This window comes from Cupriavidus sp. SHE, from assembly GCF_000812445.1.
Taxonomy (GTDB): Bacteria; Pseudomonadota; Gammaproteobacteria; order Burkholderiales; family Burkholderiaceae; genus Cupriavidus; species Cupriavidus metallidurans.
On the sequence record NZ_JWMB01000004.1, the window covers coordinates 1 to 14,871 of the forward strand.

Sequence of the window (14,871 nt, forward strand, 5' to 3'; positions counted from 1 at the left end):
TTGCCATCGGCAATCGCAAAACCCCGCAGCATGGCGGGGCGCGAGCCAATGCGCCCGCCGCCAAGACCGTCGGGTTCCCAGCACGGCATATGCGAGAGCGGCAGCGGCGCCTGCACGGTATAGCGATCGGGCGACGCGTCGATGCGCGCGCGCCAGTCCGCCAGTTTCTGCAACCCCTGCTCCATGCCAAGCGGCGCGTCTGCAGGCGTGCGCGGATAGGTGGGCATCACGAACGCTTCGTCGAGCAGACCCAGTGCCTCCTGCCACGCCGGCGCCTCGCCGCACCACCAGCTCGACACCGCCGGCAGGACCAGCGGTTCGCCGAGCAACGCCTGCGCCACGCCGGGCAGGAAACCGTGGATCGCGGGCGACTCGAGAAAGCCGGAACCCGGCACGTTCGACACCATCACATTGCCCGCACGCATCGCTTCGAGCAGGCCCGGCACGCCGATCATCGAGTCGCCGCGCAGTTCGAGGGGGTCGCAGAAAACATCGTCGAGGCGACGCAGGATCACGTCCACGCGCTCCAGACCGCCGAACGTCTTCAGATAGACCACGTCATTGCGCACGGTCAGGTCCTTGCCTTCGACCAGCGTGATGCCGAGATAGCGCGCCAGGAACGTGTGCTCGAAGAACGTCTCGTTGTATGGCCCCGGCGATAGCAGCACGATCTGCCGCCCCGCCTGCAAGGGTCTGGGGCTGCCGGGCTCGCCCGTCTGCGGCGTCAACGGCGTCTGCGGCATCTGCGGCGCCAGCGCGAGTGTGGAGATCAACTGGGCGAACGCCTGCGGGAGCCGCCGCACACGCATCTCGCGGAACGCCTCGGCGAACTGGCCCGAGACGATCAGGCGATTTTCGAGCGCATAGCCCATGCCGGACGGCGTCTCCGTCCGATGCGCAATCACAGTCCAGCCATTCGCGGTATGGACGAGGTCGACTGCCACGGTCTGCAGGTAGCTGCCACCCGGCGGCCGGTATCCCTTTAGCGGCCGCATGTAGCCGGGATGCCCGTAGACGAGCCCCGGTGGCAGCAGGCCGCGCTTGAGCAGCAGCTGTGGGCCGTAGATGTCGGCCATGATCGCGTTGGCCAACGTCGCGCGCTGCGCCACGCCCGCTTCGATAATGGCCCAGTCCTGCTCCGGCACCAGAAGCGGAAACACTTCGAGTTGCCACGCGCGCGCGCCATCGCCCTGGTCGGCACGGATGTTGTACGTGACGCCGTTCTGGCGAATCTGCCGCGCCACGGCAGACGCGTGGGCATTCAGTGCGTCTGGCGGTGGATCGCCGAGTACCGAGAAGAAGCGGGCCCAGCATTCGCGCAACGCGCCATCGGGCAAGCGCAACTCGTCGAGGTGGCCGTCCGGCACGGGCAGCGCCAGTTGGCCAGCCATCAGGGCAGGCGCATCGGGTCCTTCAAGAGGCAGTGACGACTGCGAGGGCAAGGGTTACGGTCTCCGGGATGCATCGGCGCAATGCGCTACGAGTATGACAGGATCGGCGCTCGCGTCGCTCACGCCGCGCATGTCACGCTTGTCGCGCATAGCGCTCACATCGGGCCCTTCGCGGGCTGCGCGCCCTCGTCCTGCAGCGAACGCAGCTTGGCCAGCGCGCCCGGGTCGCCATGCGCGGCGGCGCGGGCGTACCAGAGCTTGGCCTGTTCGATATCGCGATCCACCACGCCCGGATACCCACGCTCGTAATAGCTGGCGACGATGTACTGCGCGCCTTCGTCGCCGGCTGCGGCGGCCTTGCTGTACCAGTGGAACGCGCGACCGTAGTCGAGGGGCACGCCCCGGCCGGTGAAGTAATTGGTGGCCAGCGCCACCTGCGCCTGCACATGGCCCCCCTGCGCCGCGAGTTCATACCAGCGGTTGGCCTCGGGCAGCGACTTTGGCACCACGTCACCGCGTTCGTACAGATCGCCGAATGTGAACTGCGCGTGGGTCATCTGGTTGTCCGCCGCGCGGCGCAGCCAGACCAGCGCCTCCTGCGGCTTCGCCGGCGTGCCTTCGCCACGCAGCAACATCATCGCGTAGTCGAACTGGGCCAGCCGGTTACCTTTCTGCGCGGCCGCGGCAAAGCCCTGGATCGCCACATCGAAATTGCCAGCCTGGTAGGCGGCCACCGCCGCCTGGGTCTGTTCCTGCGCCGGTTGCGGTCGCTCGGTTGCTGCGTAAGCACTCAATCCGGACAGGGCGCAGGCCAACGCCAGTGCAACGACGGACTGGCGGATCGTTGGGGCGGCAAGTTGCGACATGGCTGGCTCCGATCCGGCTAGGCGCGTCTGGGGGTGTTTGATTCAGTGTAGTGGGCGATCCGATGGAATTGATATGTCGATGACAGATTATCAACTCAACTTACTCTTCGTTATTATTCGTCGTGCTTATAATCTGGCTCAGCCGGCGAACCGATATCCAACGCCCACCTCTGTCAGCAGATGCGCGGGCTGGGCCGGATCGACCTCGAGCTTGTGGCGCAGGTGGCCCATATAGACCCGCAGGTAGTGGCTGCTCTCCGAGTGCGAGGGGCCCCAGACCTCGCGCAGGAGTTCCCGGTGCGTCATGACCTTGCCACGATTGGCGATCAGCACGGCCAGCAGGCGGTATTCGATCGGCGTCAGATGCACCTGATCTTCGCCGCGCGTGACGAGCCGGTTGGCCAGGTCCACGCGCACGTCGCCGAACGTGATCTGGGGCGTGCCTTGTGGATTCGCCTTGGCGTGCCGGCGCAGCAGCACGCGCACGCGCGCCACCAGTTCACCGACGCCGAACGGCTTGGTCAGGTAGTCGTCCGCGCCCGCATCGAGCGCGGCGATCTTGTCGGCTTCGCCGGTGCGTGCCGATAGCACCAGCACAGGCACCTCGGTCCAGGTGCGCATCTCGCGGATCAGTGTCATGCCATCGCCATCAGGCAGGCCGAGGTCCAGGATCACCACATCCGGCTGGCGCGTGCCGGCGTCGATCAGGCCGCGCTTGAGCGTATCAGCCTCGTGCACCGTGCAGCCCTCGGACTGCAGCGATTCACGCACGAAGCGACGGATGTGGGGTTCGTCCTCGACCAGCAACACGGTCGGCGAATAATCGAAAGGCATGTCAGTGATGATCCGGAATGGGTTCGTCCAGCGACTCTGGCTCGATAGCCGGTGGATTGCCGCGCGGCAGCGCCAGCGTGAATCGCGAACCATGTGGGTGGGCGGCCTCCACCCAGATGCGACCGCCATGGGCCTGCATGATCGCCTCGCAGACAGCCAGGCCGAGCCCGACGCCCGAGGTGGCCGATTCGCGCTCGCCACGCGTGAATTTCTCGAAAATGTAGCGCTCCTGGCCCGACTGCACGCCCGGTCCTTCGTCTTCCACGGACAGTTGCACCTCGTCGCCCACCACCGCGCCGCGGATGCGGATGGCAGTGCCTGCCGGCGTGTACTTCGCCGCGTTCTCCAGCAGGTTGCACAGCACACGCTCCATCAGCACATCGTCGCACTCCACCAGCGGCAACTCCGCGAGATTCATCACCTCCACATGGTGCCGACCGAGCACGTCCCGCATCGACGCCAGCGCCGCGCCAATCAGTTCCTCAAGCGATTGCCAGCCGCGCTTGAGCGCCAGGTCGTGATGCTGCAGGCGCGCCATGTCGAGCAGGTTGACGACCATCGTGCGCATCCGTTGCGCCTGAACGCGCATTGCCTCGACCGTCTCCGCAACACTGGCCGGTAGCGGCATCTCAGCGCGCTGCAGCGTTTCGGCCATGCCGATCAGCCCGGTCAGCGGCGTGCGCAGATCATGTGACACCGCCGCCAGCAGCGAACTGCGCAGCCGTTCCGACTCGATCGACACCAGCGCGCGCTGCGCCACGTCGACGTAATGGATACGCTCGATCGCGATCGCGATCAGCGTGGCAAAGACATCGGCCTGACGACGCAATGCCGGGTCCGCCAGCGCCCGCCACGCGCGCGGCTCCACGGCCAGCACGCCGCGCGTCTGCATCGGCGCCTTCAGCGGCAGATACAGCACCGTGCTGCCGGGTAGCGTGTGCGTGCCCGTGCCGGCAGGCTGACCGTGATCGAACACCCACTGCGCCAACACCTTGTCGATGGCATCGCCTTTGCCTGTCCTCGGCTCCGGTGTCTTTTCCCCGCTGGCCATCGGCGTGAGCCGTCCGTTCTCCGCGACGAGGAAGAAAGTGCCATCCGCGTCAAAGGCGGCACGCAGGAAGCGAACGCCGATCTCGACGATCTGCTGCGCCGTCAGCGCAGCGGACAACTCGCGCGCCAGCTCATAGAGCGTGCGCGCATCGGTTTCACGCCGCACGGACACCTGAGCCTGCTCGCGTAGTCCCGCCGTAAGCTGGCCGATCACCAGACCAACCGTCAGCAGTACGAAGAACGTCAACAGGTACTGCACGTCGCTGACGGCGAACGACATTCTCGGCGGCACGAAGAAGAAGTCGAACGCCGCCACCGAAATCACCGATGCCAATGCTGCCGGTCCCCGGCCATGACGCAATGCCACGCCTACCACGGCAACCAGGAACAGCATCGCGATATTGACCAGGTCGAACCAGGGTCTGGTCAACGTCGACAGGAACGTCGCCGCCATGCACCAGACCACGGCCCAGCCATAGTTAAGACGCCGCACGCGGGCCAGCTCGGCTTCAGCCTCCGCATCGTGCGCCGCGGTGGGTAGCCCTTCCTGCGCTCGCGGACGCAGGTCCGCCCGTGTGGAGTCGGCCGCCACCCGGATCACGTCGATCTCCGGGCAACCCGCCGCCAGCGCATCGGCGAACATCTGCCGGCCGAACAGCCGGTTGCCGACACCAAGCATCGGCGACAGCGCACGGGCAAGCAAGGCACGCCCCTTGTCGATCCAGTTCCCTCGCGCATACCAGTCGGCGGGCGCGCGGCCAATCAGCACTTTGGTCAGGTTGTGGCGTCGCACGTAGCCTGCCACCGCCTTGACCATGTCGTTGCCGGCGAGCGTCTCCGTGCGGGCCCCCAGTTCCTCCGCCAGTTGCATGGCGGCGCGCATGCGCGCGCGGACCTCGTTGGACGGTGGCATCAACTGGGGCGTGGCGATCGTCACCACATGCCAGTCGCAATCGAGCTGGCCCGCCAGACGCTGCGCGCTGCGCACCACCTGCTCGGCATCATCGCCGGTGCCGATGCACGCCACCAGGGCTTCCCGCGTGCGCCAGACCAGATTGATCGACTCGGCATGTCGATACGCGCGCACATCGTCGTCGACGCGGTCGGCGGTCCGCCGCAACGCGAGTTCACGCAGCGCGATCAGGTTGCCTTTGCGAAAGAAGTTGCGTGCGGCGTGGCGCGCCTGATCGGGCAGGTAGACCTTGCCCTCGCGCAGCCGGCGCAGCAGTTCATCGGCGGGCAGGTCCACCAGCACCACTTCGTCGGCGCCGTCGAACACCGCATCGGGCACGGTCTCCCAGACGCGCACACCGGTGATGCCACCCACGGCCTGATTGAGGCTGTCCAGGTGCTGCACATTGACCGTGGTCCAGACGTCGATGCCCGTGGCCTGCAGTTCCTGGATGTCCTGCCAGCGTTTCGGATGACGGCTGCCCGCGGCATTCGAATGCGCGAGCTCATCCACCAGAATCAGCGCGGGGCGTCGGGCCAGCGCGCCGTCGAGATCGAACTCCGCCAGCACGCGGTCCCGATACGGAACCTCGCGCAGCGGCAGGCGCTCGAGTCCATCGAGCAGTGTCTCGGTCTCGGCGCGGCCATGTGTCTCGACCACGCCGACCACCACGTCCACGCCCTGCTCACGCAACGCACGCGCGGCGCTCAGCATGGCAAAGGTCTTGCCAACGCCAGCCGACGCGCCAAAGTACACGCGCAGTTTGCCGCGAGCGGCACGCGCGCGCTCCGCCTGCATGCGTTGCAGCAGGGCGTCGGGGTCCGGGCGGGCGTCTGGATCGGTCATCGGCAACGGCGGTTGGTGGCGATGATTGTGCCACGCAGGCGATTGCCATGCGTACATGCGTCTGTCCCCAACTCCACACACGGGAGGGCGGGGCAAACCATCAGCGTTTCACACGCCTTCAGCGTTCCCCCCGCTCCCGCCTGCGCGGGCAGGGCAAGGGCGAGGGGAAGACGGAGGACAAACCAGGTATCAACGGCCACCAGATCTATTTCAGCCCATCCAGCGCCAGGTTCAGCGCAAGCACATTGACCGCCGGCTCGCCAAACACCGCCAGACCAGGGTCTTTGGTATTGGCGGCGATCAGCGCCTCGACCTTCTCCAATGACACGCCGCGCAACCGCGCTACGCGGGCAGCCTGGTACTGCGCCGCTGCCGGGCTGATATGCGGATCGAGACCGCTGCCCGACGCCGTCACCAGATCCACCGGAACCGGCGCCTTGTTGTCCGGGTCCGCTTCCCTGAGCGCGTCTATACGTGCTTTCGCCGCGTCCGTCAGCGCCGGATTGGTCGGCCCCAGGTTTGAGCCGCCCGACGCCGTGGCGTTGTAAGGCATCGGCGCCGTAGCCGACAGGCGGCCCCAGAAGTACTTCGGATCCGAGAACGACTGGCCGATCAGTTCGGAACCGACCGTCTTGCCATCCTTGACGATCAGCGAGCCTGCTGCCTGATGCGGAAACACCGCGCGCGCAATGCCGGTGACAACGCCGGGATAGAGCAGGCCGGTCACCACCGACAGCACGATGAAAACAGTCAGCGCCGGGCGCAACAGCCCAGTCTGACGCGGCACCTGCGCGACGGTATTGCTTTGTGTAGTCATTTGCGATTCTCCTTGCGATGCTCAGACCCAGCCGAACATCGTCAGCAACATGTCGATCAGCTTGATCCCGACGAACGGCACCACGATGCCACCCAGGCCATAGATCAGCAGGTTGCGGCGCAGCAGCACCGCCGCGCCCAGCGGGCGGTACACCACGCCACGCAACGCCAGCGGAATCAGCGCGACGATGATGAGCGCATTGAAGATCACCGCGGACATGATGGCCGAGCCCGGTGTCGACAGGCCCATCACGTTGAGCAGGTTGAGCTGCGGATAGGTGGTGGCGAACGCGGCCGGGATGATGGCGAAATACTTGGCCACGTCGTTGGCCACGCTGAACGTGGTCAACGACCCGCGCGTCATCAGCATCTGCTTGCCGATCTCTACGATCTCGATCAGCTTGGTTGGATTGCTGTCCAGGTCGACCATATTGCCGGCCTCGCGCGCGGCCTGCGTGCCGCTGTTCATCGCCACGGCCACATCGGCCTGCGCCAGCGCCGGGGCATCGTTGGTGCCATCGCCGGTCATCGCCACAAGGCGCCCTTCGCTCTGGTACTCGCGAATCAGCGCCAGCTTTGCCTCCGGCGTGGCCTCGGCGAGAAAGTCGTCGACACCGGCCTCGGCCGCGATCGACGCAGCGGTCAACCGGTTGTCGCCGGTGATCATCACCGTGCGGATGCCCATCTTGCGCAGTTCGACAAAGCGCTCGCGGATGCCGGACTTGACGATGTCCTTGAGCTCGATCACACCGAGCACTCGCACCGATTCCTCGGTGCCCTGCGCGATGGATTCCGCCACCACCAGCGGCGTGCTGCCGGCGCGCGCCACATCGTCGACGGCCTGCATCACCACATCGGGGAACTTGCCCGCGCGCTCGGTCACGTAGCGGCGCACCGCATCGGCCGCGCCCTTGCGCACGCTGCGCACGATCTGGCCATTGGCCACGTCGACACCGCTCATGCGCGTCTGCGCGGTGAACGGCACGAACACCGGCGCCGCCAGCCCCCGCTCGCCCATCTCCGGCGCGCTCACGTCGGACTGCTGGCGTGCCAGCACAACGATGCTGCGGCCTTCCGGCGTTTCATCGGCCAGCGACGACAGCCACGCGGCCTCGGCAAGCTGACGTTCGGTAACGCCGGGCGCGCAGATGAAGCGCGAAGCCTGGCGATTGCCATGTGTGATCGTGCCGGTCTTGTCGAGCAGCAGCACGTCGACATCGCCCGCCGCTTCCACCGCGCGGCCCGACGTGGCAATCACGTTCGCTTCCATCATGCGGCTCATACCGGCTACGCCGATGGCCGACAGCAGGCCACCGATCGTGGTCGGAATCAGGCAGACCAGCAGCGCCACAAGCACCGTCACCGAGACCGGCACGCCGGCCTTGGCCACCAGCACCGCGTAGAGCGAATACGGCTGCAGCGTGGCCGTGGCCAGCAGCAGCACCAGCGTGAGACCCACCAGCAGGATCGTCAGCGCGAGTTCGTTCGGTGTCTTCTGGCGCTTGGCGCCTTCGACCATGCTGATCATGCGGTCGATGAAGCTCTCGCCGGGGTTGGCCGTGATGCGCACGATGATCCAGTCCGACAGCACACGCGTGCCACCCGTGACCGACGAGAAGTCGCCACCCGACTCACGGATCACCGGCGCCGATTCGCCTGTGATGGCGCTTTCATCGACCGACGCCACGCCCTCGATGACTTCGCCATCGCCAGGGATCATGTCGCCGGCCTCGACGAGCACGACATCGCCCTTGCGCAGTTCTGTGGCCGCGCGCTGCTCGGTGGCGCCCTGCGCGCGCGCATCCCGCGCATCCCGATAACCGACGCGCACCACGCGTGCCATGGTGGTGGTCTTGAGTCCGCGCAGCGCGGCGGCCTGCTGCTTGCTGCGACCTTCAGCCAGTGCTTCGGCGAAGTTCGCGAACAGTACCGTGAACCAGAGCCATACCGTCACGGCCAGGATGAAGCCGGCCGATTCGCCACCCGGCGTTGGGTGCAGCCAGGCACGCACGCACAGGATCGACGTCAGGATGCTGCCGGCGTAGACCACGAACATCACCGGGTTGCGCAATTGATCGCGCGGATTCAGCTTGCGGAAGGCATCGACGATGGCCGGCTTCACCAGCTCGGGCGACATCATGCCGCGCGAAGGACGCGGATGGCCCGGCAGGCCGCCGCCTGTCATCACCGTGGAACCCGGTGCCGGATTGCGCGACGCCGTGCCGGCAGCGCTGGAGCGTGTCGCGGTGGATTGTTGTTGCATGTGCGATTCTCCGCAGGATTACTTAGCAGCCGCGGTCACCGCCGCGGGCTGCAGTTGCTCCGCCACGGGCCCGAGGGCCAGCGCCGGCACATAGGTCAGCGCGCCAACCAGCAGCACCGAACCCACGAGCAAAACGATAAACAGCGGGCCATGCGTCGGCATGGTGCCGGCCGTGACCGGCGTACGGCGCTTGGCGGCCAGCGAACCGGCCATCGCCAGCACCGGCACGATGATCCAGAAACGCCCGAACCACATGGCCGCAGCCAGAAGCGTGTTGTAGAAGGGTGTGTTGGCGGAAAGGCCGGCAAACGCGCTGCCGTTGTTGTTCGACGCCGACGACAACGCGTACAGGATCTCGGAGAAACCGTGCGTGCCCGGATTGAACACGCCGGCGCGACCCGGCTCCAGCATCACCGCGATGGCGGTACCCACGAGTACGAGCAGCGGCGTGACCAGGATCGCCACGGCGGTCATCTTCATCTCGTAGGCCTCGATCTTCTTGCCGAGGTACTCGGGCGTGCGCCCGATCATCAGGCCCGCGATAAACACGGCCAGCACGGCGTACACGAGCATCCCGTAGAGGCCCGATCCCACGCCGCCAAACACGACTTCACCCAGTTGCATCAGCAACATCGGCACCAGACCGCCGATGGCCGTGAACGAGTCGTGCATGGCGTTGACCGCGCCGCACGAAGCGGCGGTCGTGATCGTGGCGAACAGCGAAGTGGCCGATATGCCGAAGCGCACTTCCTTGCCTTCCATGTTGCCGCCTGCCTGCAGCGCGGACGCGGCATGGTCGATCGGCAGAGACGACAGCGCCGCCGTGATGTGCTGCTCGGAAGCCATTGCCGCCACGGCCATCACGATAAAGATCACCGTCATCGAGGCCAGCACGGCCACGCCCTGGCGCCGGTCCCGCACCATCTCGCCAAACGTGAAGCACAGGGCGGCCGGGATCAGGAAGATCGCCAGCATCTGGATGAAATTGGACAGCGGCGTCGGGTTCTCATACGGGTGCGCCGAGTTCGCGTTGAAGAAGCCGCCACCATTGGTGCCGAGCATCTTGATCGCTTCCTGCGAAGCCACGGGCCCCATCGCCAGCGTCTGCGTGGTCGTCTTCATCGCCTCTGTCACGGGCTTGCCTTGCGGGTCGAGCACGGGCTGGCCCGCCGCATCGACCTTGGGCTGCGTGTACTCGACCGCCGTGACGAGATTCGCGTCCTTGTAGCCGTCGAAGTTCTGGATCACGCCCTGGCTAACCAGCAGCAGCGCGGTGATCACCGACAGCGGCAGCAGCACGTAGAGCGTGGTGCGCGTGATATCGACCCAGAAGTTGCCAATCGTGGCCGAGGTATGGCGCGCGAAGCCACGGATCAGAGCGAAGACCACGGCAATGCCAGTGGCTGCGGAGACGAAGTTCTGGACCGTCAGCGCCAGCATCTGCGTCAGGTAGCTCATCGTCGACTCGCCACTGTAGCCTTGCCAGTTCGTATTGGTAACGAAGCTGATGGCCGTGTTGAACGACGAATCGGGCGAGACCGCGCCAAACGCCTGCGGATTCAGTGGCAGCAAACCCTGCACGCGCTGGAGCGCGTAGACGGCGATCACGCCGATCACATTGAAGACGAGCACCGCGATGGCGTATTGCTTCCAGCCCATTTCGGCATCGGCACGCACACCGGCCACGCGATACAGCACGCGCTCGATGGGCCGCCCCCAGGCGGTCAGGCTGAAGTTGCCCTCCTCGACGGCACGGCGCATATAGCGGCCCAGGAATGGGCCCACCACGAACAGGATGGCCAGAAACAGAACCAGCAGTCCAAGAAATTGAGTGAAGTGCGGTGTCGACATCAGAATTTCTCCGGCCGGAACAGCGCAATGAGCAGGTAAATGAAGAGCGCGACGGCCAGGCCGGCGCTAAGCAGGTCAGTCCATTCCATTACTGCCCCCTGTTGTCGGCGGCTGGCCTGGAATCGGCAGCGGCGGCTTCGCCGTTACCTCGACTGGCCGGCGGATTGGCGCCAAGCGCGGCGCACAGAGCCAGCAGCGCGCCCGTCAACGCGCCGAAGGCCAGCAATACAAGGAAGTAGATCCCGTCCATGACTTGTGCAGGCGATAACACCTGACTGAGTGATTTACGGATAGCAGGTTAGGGATCGGGGGGTAAAAACGGGGTAGAGAGGCGGGAGAGGGGTGTAAACGAAATATAAAAATGCAGAAGACCAGCAACTGCTGGCGCTGGAAGACGGTTCGGCCGATGTCTTCAGGAGGGGGATCCCCCCGCTCCAGCACGCGGGAGAAGGGAGATCATGGCGACGAAACCGTCAGATCCAGCCCGCGCGGTGCAGCTTGCGCCAGAGAAAGCTGCACGCGGCCGCCGTGAAGCCGATCACCACGGGATACGCGTAGTGGAACTTCAGTTCCGGCATGAAGTTGAAGTTCATGCCATAGAGCGAGAACACGACGGTGGGTACCGCCAGAATCGCGCCCCACCCGGCCAGCCGCTTGACCACCTCGTTCTGCGTCACGGTGACCAGCGCCAGGTTGACCTGGACGGCCGTCGTCAGCATCTCTCGCACCACGTCGAGTGTGCGCACAACGCGGCTGCTGTGGTCCTGGATATCGCGGAAGTACGCGCGCAGGTCCTTTGGCACAAGGTCTTCATGCAGGCGGATCAACTGGCTGCAGATGTCTTCGACCGGATAGACCACGTTGCGCAGGCGCAAGACCTGATGCTTGACCTTGTAGAGGCGCTCGATGGCCGCGCGATCGAACTCGTCGTGGAAGATGTCCTGCTCCAGCGCCTCAAAGGCTTCTTCGAGCCGGGTCACGATTGGCAGGTAGTGATCGACGATGTAGTCCATCAACGCGTAGAGCACGAACCCCGTGCCATGCGCCATGCCGCGCGGGTCTTCCTCGCAGCGTTCGCGCACCGGCGTGTAGGTGGAACTGGCGCCATGCCGCACCGAAACTACGTAGTTCGGGCCGACATACAGATGCGTCTCACCCACCACCACTTCGTCGTCGACCAGGCGCGCGGTACCCAGCACCACGAACACCGAGTCACCGTAGGCCTCGATCTTGGGGCGCTGATGTGGCTCCAGCGCGTCCTCCACGGCCAGGTCGTGCAGACCGAACGCCTGCTGCACCTTGCGTAGCAGCGGCAGGTCTGGCTCGTGCAGCCCCAGCCAGACGAAGGTGCCGGGCTCGGCCAGCGCTTTGGCAATGCCGTCGAACTCCACATCTCCGACCTTTCTGCCTTCGCGATAGGCCGCGCAGTTAACGATGGCTCCCATGGATGCTCCGTACTTGAGGACGTGCAATCGTAACAAGCCGAGGCATTCGGTGTGAACCATCCCCGCCATCACCACTTTTTGACATGCGGCTGGCGCGCCCGTGGTCCGCATCGGCCACCTGGGGCTGGCCGTCCGACATTTGTTACAGTTCCCCGGAGATACGACGTTAGAATGTGGCATTTCCACGGTCACCCGGCTATGTCTCAGAAGAAATCGCCACGCTTCGAGCTGCGCAGTGGCAACGTCGACGCCCTCCTTCTCGCTCTCAATACCGCCGATCTGGACGCGGTGCGGGACGACCTCCTCTCCCGCTTCGAGTCAACCCCCGATTTCTTTTCCGATGACGTCGTCGCGCTGGACCTGCGCCGCCTGGAAGGCGACGGGGCACTGGCGCTGGACCGTGTGATCGACACCCTGGCCACCCTCAAGGCCCGTGCCATCGGCGTGGTGGCCCGTGCCGACCAGCGCGACTGGGCCGGCGGCTTCGGCCTGCCGCTGCTGGACAGCCAGAGCCGGCGTGGCGGCAAGGACGAGGCCCCGAAAGAGAAGGCGGGCAACCCCGAATCCGCGAGGGCAGGCGGACAGGCGGACGCCGAGGCGACCCGGAACACCGGCAAGGGCAAGGACAGCGAGGGCGCCGCCGTCAACGGCAAGGCCTCGGAAATCGCCGAGATCATGGCGGCCGCGAACGCGGCTTCCGCCCCCCGCGCAATCCCCACGCTGCTGATCGACAAGCCGCTGCGCTCGGGCCAGCAGATCTACGCCCAGGGCGACGTGGTGATCCTGGACCTGGTCAGCTACGGCGCCGAAGTCATCGCCGAAGGCAATATCCATATCTATGCCCCGCTGCGCGGCCGCGCGCTGGCGGGTGTCAAGGGTAATCCCGATGCGCGCATCTTCTGCACGTGCCTGGAGCCCGAACTGATTTCCATCGCCGGCATCTACCGGACCGCGGAGCAGACACTCCCGGCCGACGTGCTCGGCAAGTCGGCACAGGTTCGCCTGTCCGACGAAAAGCTGATCCTTGAACCGCTGCGCATGAAGTAACGGCAGCACGCAAACGAACGAATTCCACTCATACCGGACCATAGAGCCATGGCAAAAATCATCGTAGTGACCTCCGGCAAGGGGGGCGTTGGCAAGACCACCACCAGCGCGAGTTTCGCCGCCGGTCTGGCCCTGCGTGGCCACAAGACTGCCGTGATCGATTTCGACGTCGGCCTGCGCAACCTCGACCTGATCATGGGCTGCGAGCGTCGCGTGGTGTATGACCTGATCAACGTGGTGCAGGGCGAAGCGAACCTGCACCAGGCGCTGATCAAGGACAAGAAGTGCGAAAACCTGTTCATCCTGCCGGCGTCGCAGACGCGCGACAAGGAAGCGCTGACGCGTGAGGGCGTGGAGAAGGTCATCAACGACCTGAAGGAAATGGGCTTCGAGTACATCATCTGCGACTCGCCGGCCGGCATCGAGACGGGCGCGCTGATGGCGATGTATTTCGCTGACGAGGCGCTGATCGTGACCAACCCCGAGGTATCGTCGGTACGCGATTCGGACCGCATTCTCGGCATCCTGTCGTCGAAGACCAAGCGCGCCAGCGAAGGCGAGCCGATCAAGGAACACCTGCTGATCACGCGCTACAACCCCAAGCGCGTGCACGGTGGCGAGATGCTGTCGCTCACCGATATTCAGGAAATCCTGCGCATCAAGCTGATCGGCGTGGTTCCGGAATCGGAGGCGGTGCTCCATGCCTCCAACCAGGGCACGCCGGCGATCCACCTGGAAGGCACCGATGTCGCCGATGCCTACGGCGACATCGTGGACCGCTTCCTGGGCAAGGACAAGCCGCTGCGTTTTACCGATTATCAGAAGCCGGGGCTGTTCTCGCGCATCTTCGGCAACAAATAAGGAGGGCTCATCCACATGTCGATCCTGTCCTTCCTGCTGGGAGAAAAGAAGAAATCCGCATCGGTCGCCAAGGAGCGCCTGCAGATCATTCTCGCCCATGAACGTTCGGGCCATTCGGCGCCGGCCGATTACCTGCCGGCCCTTCAGCGCGAGCTGGTGGCCGTGATTTCGAAGTACGTCAAGATCAGCGATCAGGACCTGCGCGTCAGCCTGGAGCGCCAGGACAACCTCGAGGTTCTCGAGGTCAAGATAGAAATTCCACAAGCCTGAGATCGAGGCTGTGGGTAATTCCAAAGTAAATCCGCGATAAATCCGCGGTATTTTCTTCTAAGGGAAAACCCGCATTTTCGATTAGGTTATTGCAGCGCAGCAGTCGTATTTCACGACCGCTGCGCTGTGCTCCGCACTTCCGCTTATCCCCCTGTTTTTCGTTGCCCTGTCGTTGCCCGTTCGTGCCCTTGCACCAGAACGGCGCGTGCTGCTGCGCACCATTTTCAGGGTGCGGAGGCATTGTGTAGCGGCAAACCAACGGAATTGCACCAAATCTCCTCCTGAAGCACTGCTCTTGCTTGGTTTTATGTCCGAACGATCCGCCTTTTGTTAAATTTTCGCGGCGTTTACAGCAAACGTTATTCAAATGGACGCGCCG

At 65.0% G+C, this 14,871-nt stretch carries 14 protein-coding genes; 3 read left to right on the forward strand and 11 right to left on the reverse strand.

Features of this window, described 5'->3' with window-relative positions; all coding sequences use genetic code 11:
• The 10 genes from RN01_RS01415 to RN01_RS01455 form a co-directional block, all read right to left on the reverse strand.
• The coding region (locus RN01_RS01415) for a circularly permuted type 2 ATP-grasp protein (protein ID WP_039016596.1) at nt 1-1,442 on the reverse strand (1,442 nt) is incomplete at its 3' end.
• 104 nt (nt 1,443-1,546) lie between these two features.
• Entirely contained in the window at nt 1,547-2,257 is a 711-nt protein-coding gene (locus RN01_RS01420) for a tetratricopeptide repeat protein (protein WP_017512895.1), read from the reverse strand.
• A gap of 138 nt (nt 2,258-2,395) precedes the next feature.
• Nucleotides 2,396-3,091, reverse strand: coding sequence for a two-component system response regulator KdpE (gene kdpE / locus RN01_RS01425; protein WP_011514969.1), 696 nt, complete (start codon nt 3,089-3,091; stop codon nt 2,396-2,398).
• Nucleotide 3,092: 1 nt separating this feature from the next.
• Entirely contained in the window at nt 3,093-5,996 is a 2,904-nt protein-coding gene (locus tag RN01_RS01430; RefSeq protein WP_024569257.1) for a sensor histidine kinase KdpD, read from the reverse strand.
• Nucleotides 5,997-6,144: 148 nt separating this feature from the next.
• Nucleotides 6,145-6,756, reverse strand: coding sequence for a potassium-transporting ATPase subunit KdpC (gene kdpC, locus RN01_RS01435; protein ID WP_024569256.1), 612 nt, complete (start codon nt 6,754-6,756; stop codon nt 6,145-6,147).
• A 21-nt stretch (nt 6,757-6,777) separates the two neighbouring features.
• The gene (kdpB, locus tag RN01_RS01440) at nt 6,778-9,018 is read right to left on the reverse strand and encodes a potassium-transporting ATPase subunit KdpB (protein ID WP_017513652.1); all 2,241 of its coding nucleotides are present in this window, start codon (nt 9,016-9,018) and stop codon (nt 6,778-6,780) included.
• 18 nt (nt 9,019-9,036) lie between these two features.
• Entirely contained in the window at nt 9,037-10,869 is a 1,833-nt protein-coding gene (gene kdpA, locus RN01_RS01445; protein WP_017513651.1) for a potassium-transporting ATPase subunit KdpA, read from the reverse strand.
• Nucleotides 10,869-10,958, reverse strand: coding sequence for a K(+)-transporting ATPase subunit F (kdpF, locus tag RN01_RS01450; RefSeq protein ID WP_017513650.1), 90 nt, complete (start codon nt 10,956-10,958; stop codon nt 10,869-10,871). The genes kdpA and kdpF overlap by 1 nt, the downstream gene beginning before the upstream one ends.
• Nucleotides 10,958-11,119: a hypothetical protein gene (locus tag RN01_RS34230; protein WP_008651794.1), complete on the reverse strand. Its 162-nt coding sequence runs from the start codon at nt 11,117-11,119 to the stop codon at nt 10,958-10,960. Before RN01_RS34230 ends, kdpF begins: the two co-directional genes overlap by 1 nt.
• 223 nt (nt 11,120-11,342) lie before the next feature.
• Nucleotides 11,343-12,314, reverse strand: coding sequence for a magnesium and cobalt transport protein CorA (locus RN01_RS01455; protein ID WP_017513649.1), 972 nt, complete (start codon nt 12,312-12,314; stop codon nt 11,343-11,345).
• Nucleotides 12,315-12,512: 198 nt separating this feature from the next.
• On the opposite strand from RN01_RS01455, the gene minC reads away from it, so the two are divergent.
• The 3 genes from minC to minE are packed head-to-tail and all read left to right on the forward strand — an operon-like array spanning nt 12,513 to nt 14,492.
• Nucleotides 12,513-13,361: a septum site-determining protein MinC gene (gene minC, locus RN01_RS01460; protein ID WP_024569255.1), complete on the forward strand. Its 849-nt coding sequence runs from the start codon at nt 12,513-12,515 to the stop codon at nt 13,359-13,361.
• Between the two features lie 48 nt (nt 13,362-13,409).
• Nucleotides 13,410-14,222: a septum site-determining protein MinD gene (minD, locus tag RN01_RS01465; RefSeq protein ID WP_008645118.1), complete on the forward strand. Its 813-nt coding sequence runs from the start codon at nt 13,410-13,412 to the stop codon at nt 14,220-14,222.
• Between the two features lie 15 nt (nt 14,223-14,237).
• Entirely contained in the window at nt 14,238-14,492 is a 255-nt protein-coding gene (gene minE, locus RN01_RS01470; RefSeq protein WP_008645119.1) for a cell division topological specificity factor MinE, read from the forward strand.
• On the opposite strand, the gene RN01_RS33705 is transcribed toward minE, so the two are convergent.
• On the reverse strand, nt 14,467-14,859 hold the full coding sequence (locus RN01_RS33705; protein ID WP_128646699.1) for a hypothetical protein: 393 nt from the start codon (nt 14,857-14,859) through the stop codon (nt 14,467-14,469). The genes minE and RN01_RS33705 overlap by 26 nt on opposite strands.
• Nucleotides 14,860-14,871: the final 12 nt, after the last annotated feature.

Bases quoted from the DNA above. Each gene is read 5' to 3' on its own strand.
- kdpA (WP_017513651.1), bottom strand. From the start codon at position 10,869: ATGTCGACACCGCACTTCACTCAATTTCTTGGACTGCTGGTTCTGTTT.
- RN01_RS01420 (WP_017512895.1), bottom strand. From the start codon at position 2,257: ATGTCGCAACTTGCCGCCCCAACGATCCGCCAGTCCGTCGTTGCACTG.
- kdpE (WP_011514969.1), bottom strand. From the start codon at position 3,091: ATGCCTTTCGATTATTCGCCGACCGTGTTGCTGGTCGAGGACGAACCC.
- RN01_RS34230 (WP_008651794.1), bottom strand. From the start codon at position 11,119: ATGGACGGGATCTACTTCCTTGTATTGCTGGCCTTCGGCGCGTTGACG.
- minC (WP_024569255.1), top strand. From the start codon at position 12,513: ATGTCTCAGAAGAAATCGCCACGCTTCGAGCTGCGCAGTGGCAACGTC.
- minE (WP_008645119.1), top strand. From the start codon at position 14,238: ATGTCGATCCTGTCCTTCCTGCTGGGAGAAAAGAAGAAATCCGCATCG.
- minD (WP_008645118.1), top strand. From the start codon at position 13,410: ATGGCAAAAATCATCGTAGTGACCTCCGGCAAGGGGGGCGTTGGCAAG.
- kdpF (WP_017513650.1), bottom strand. From the start codon at position 10,958: ATGGAATGGACTGACCTGCTTAGCGCCGGCCTGGCCGTCGCGCTCTTC.
- RN01_RS01430 (WP_024569257.1), bottom strand. From the start codon at position 5,996: ATGTACGCATGGCAATCGCCTGCGTGGCACAATCATCGCCACCAACCG.
- kdpB (WP_017513652.1), bottom strand. From the start codon at position 9,018: ATGCAACAACAATCCACCGCGACACGCTCCAGCGCTGCCGGCACGGCG.
- kdpC (WP_024569256.1), bottom strand. From the start codon at position 6,756: ATGACTACACAAAGCAATACCGTCGCGCAGGTGCCGCGTCAGACTGGG.
- RN01_RS01455 (WP_017513649.1), bottom strand. From the start codon at position 12,314: ATGGGAGCCATCGTTAACTGCGCGGCCTATCGCGAAGGCAGAAAGGTC.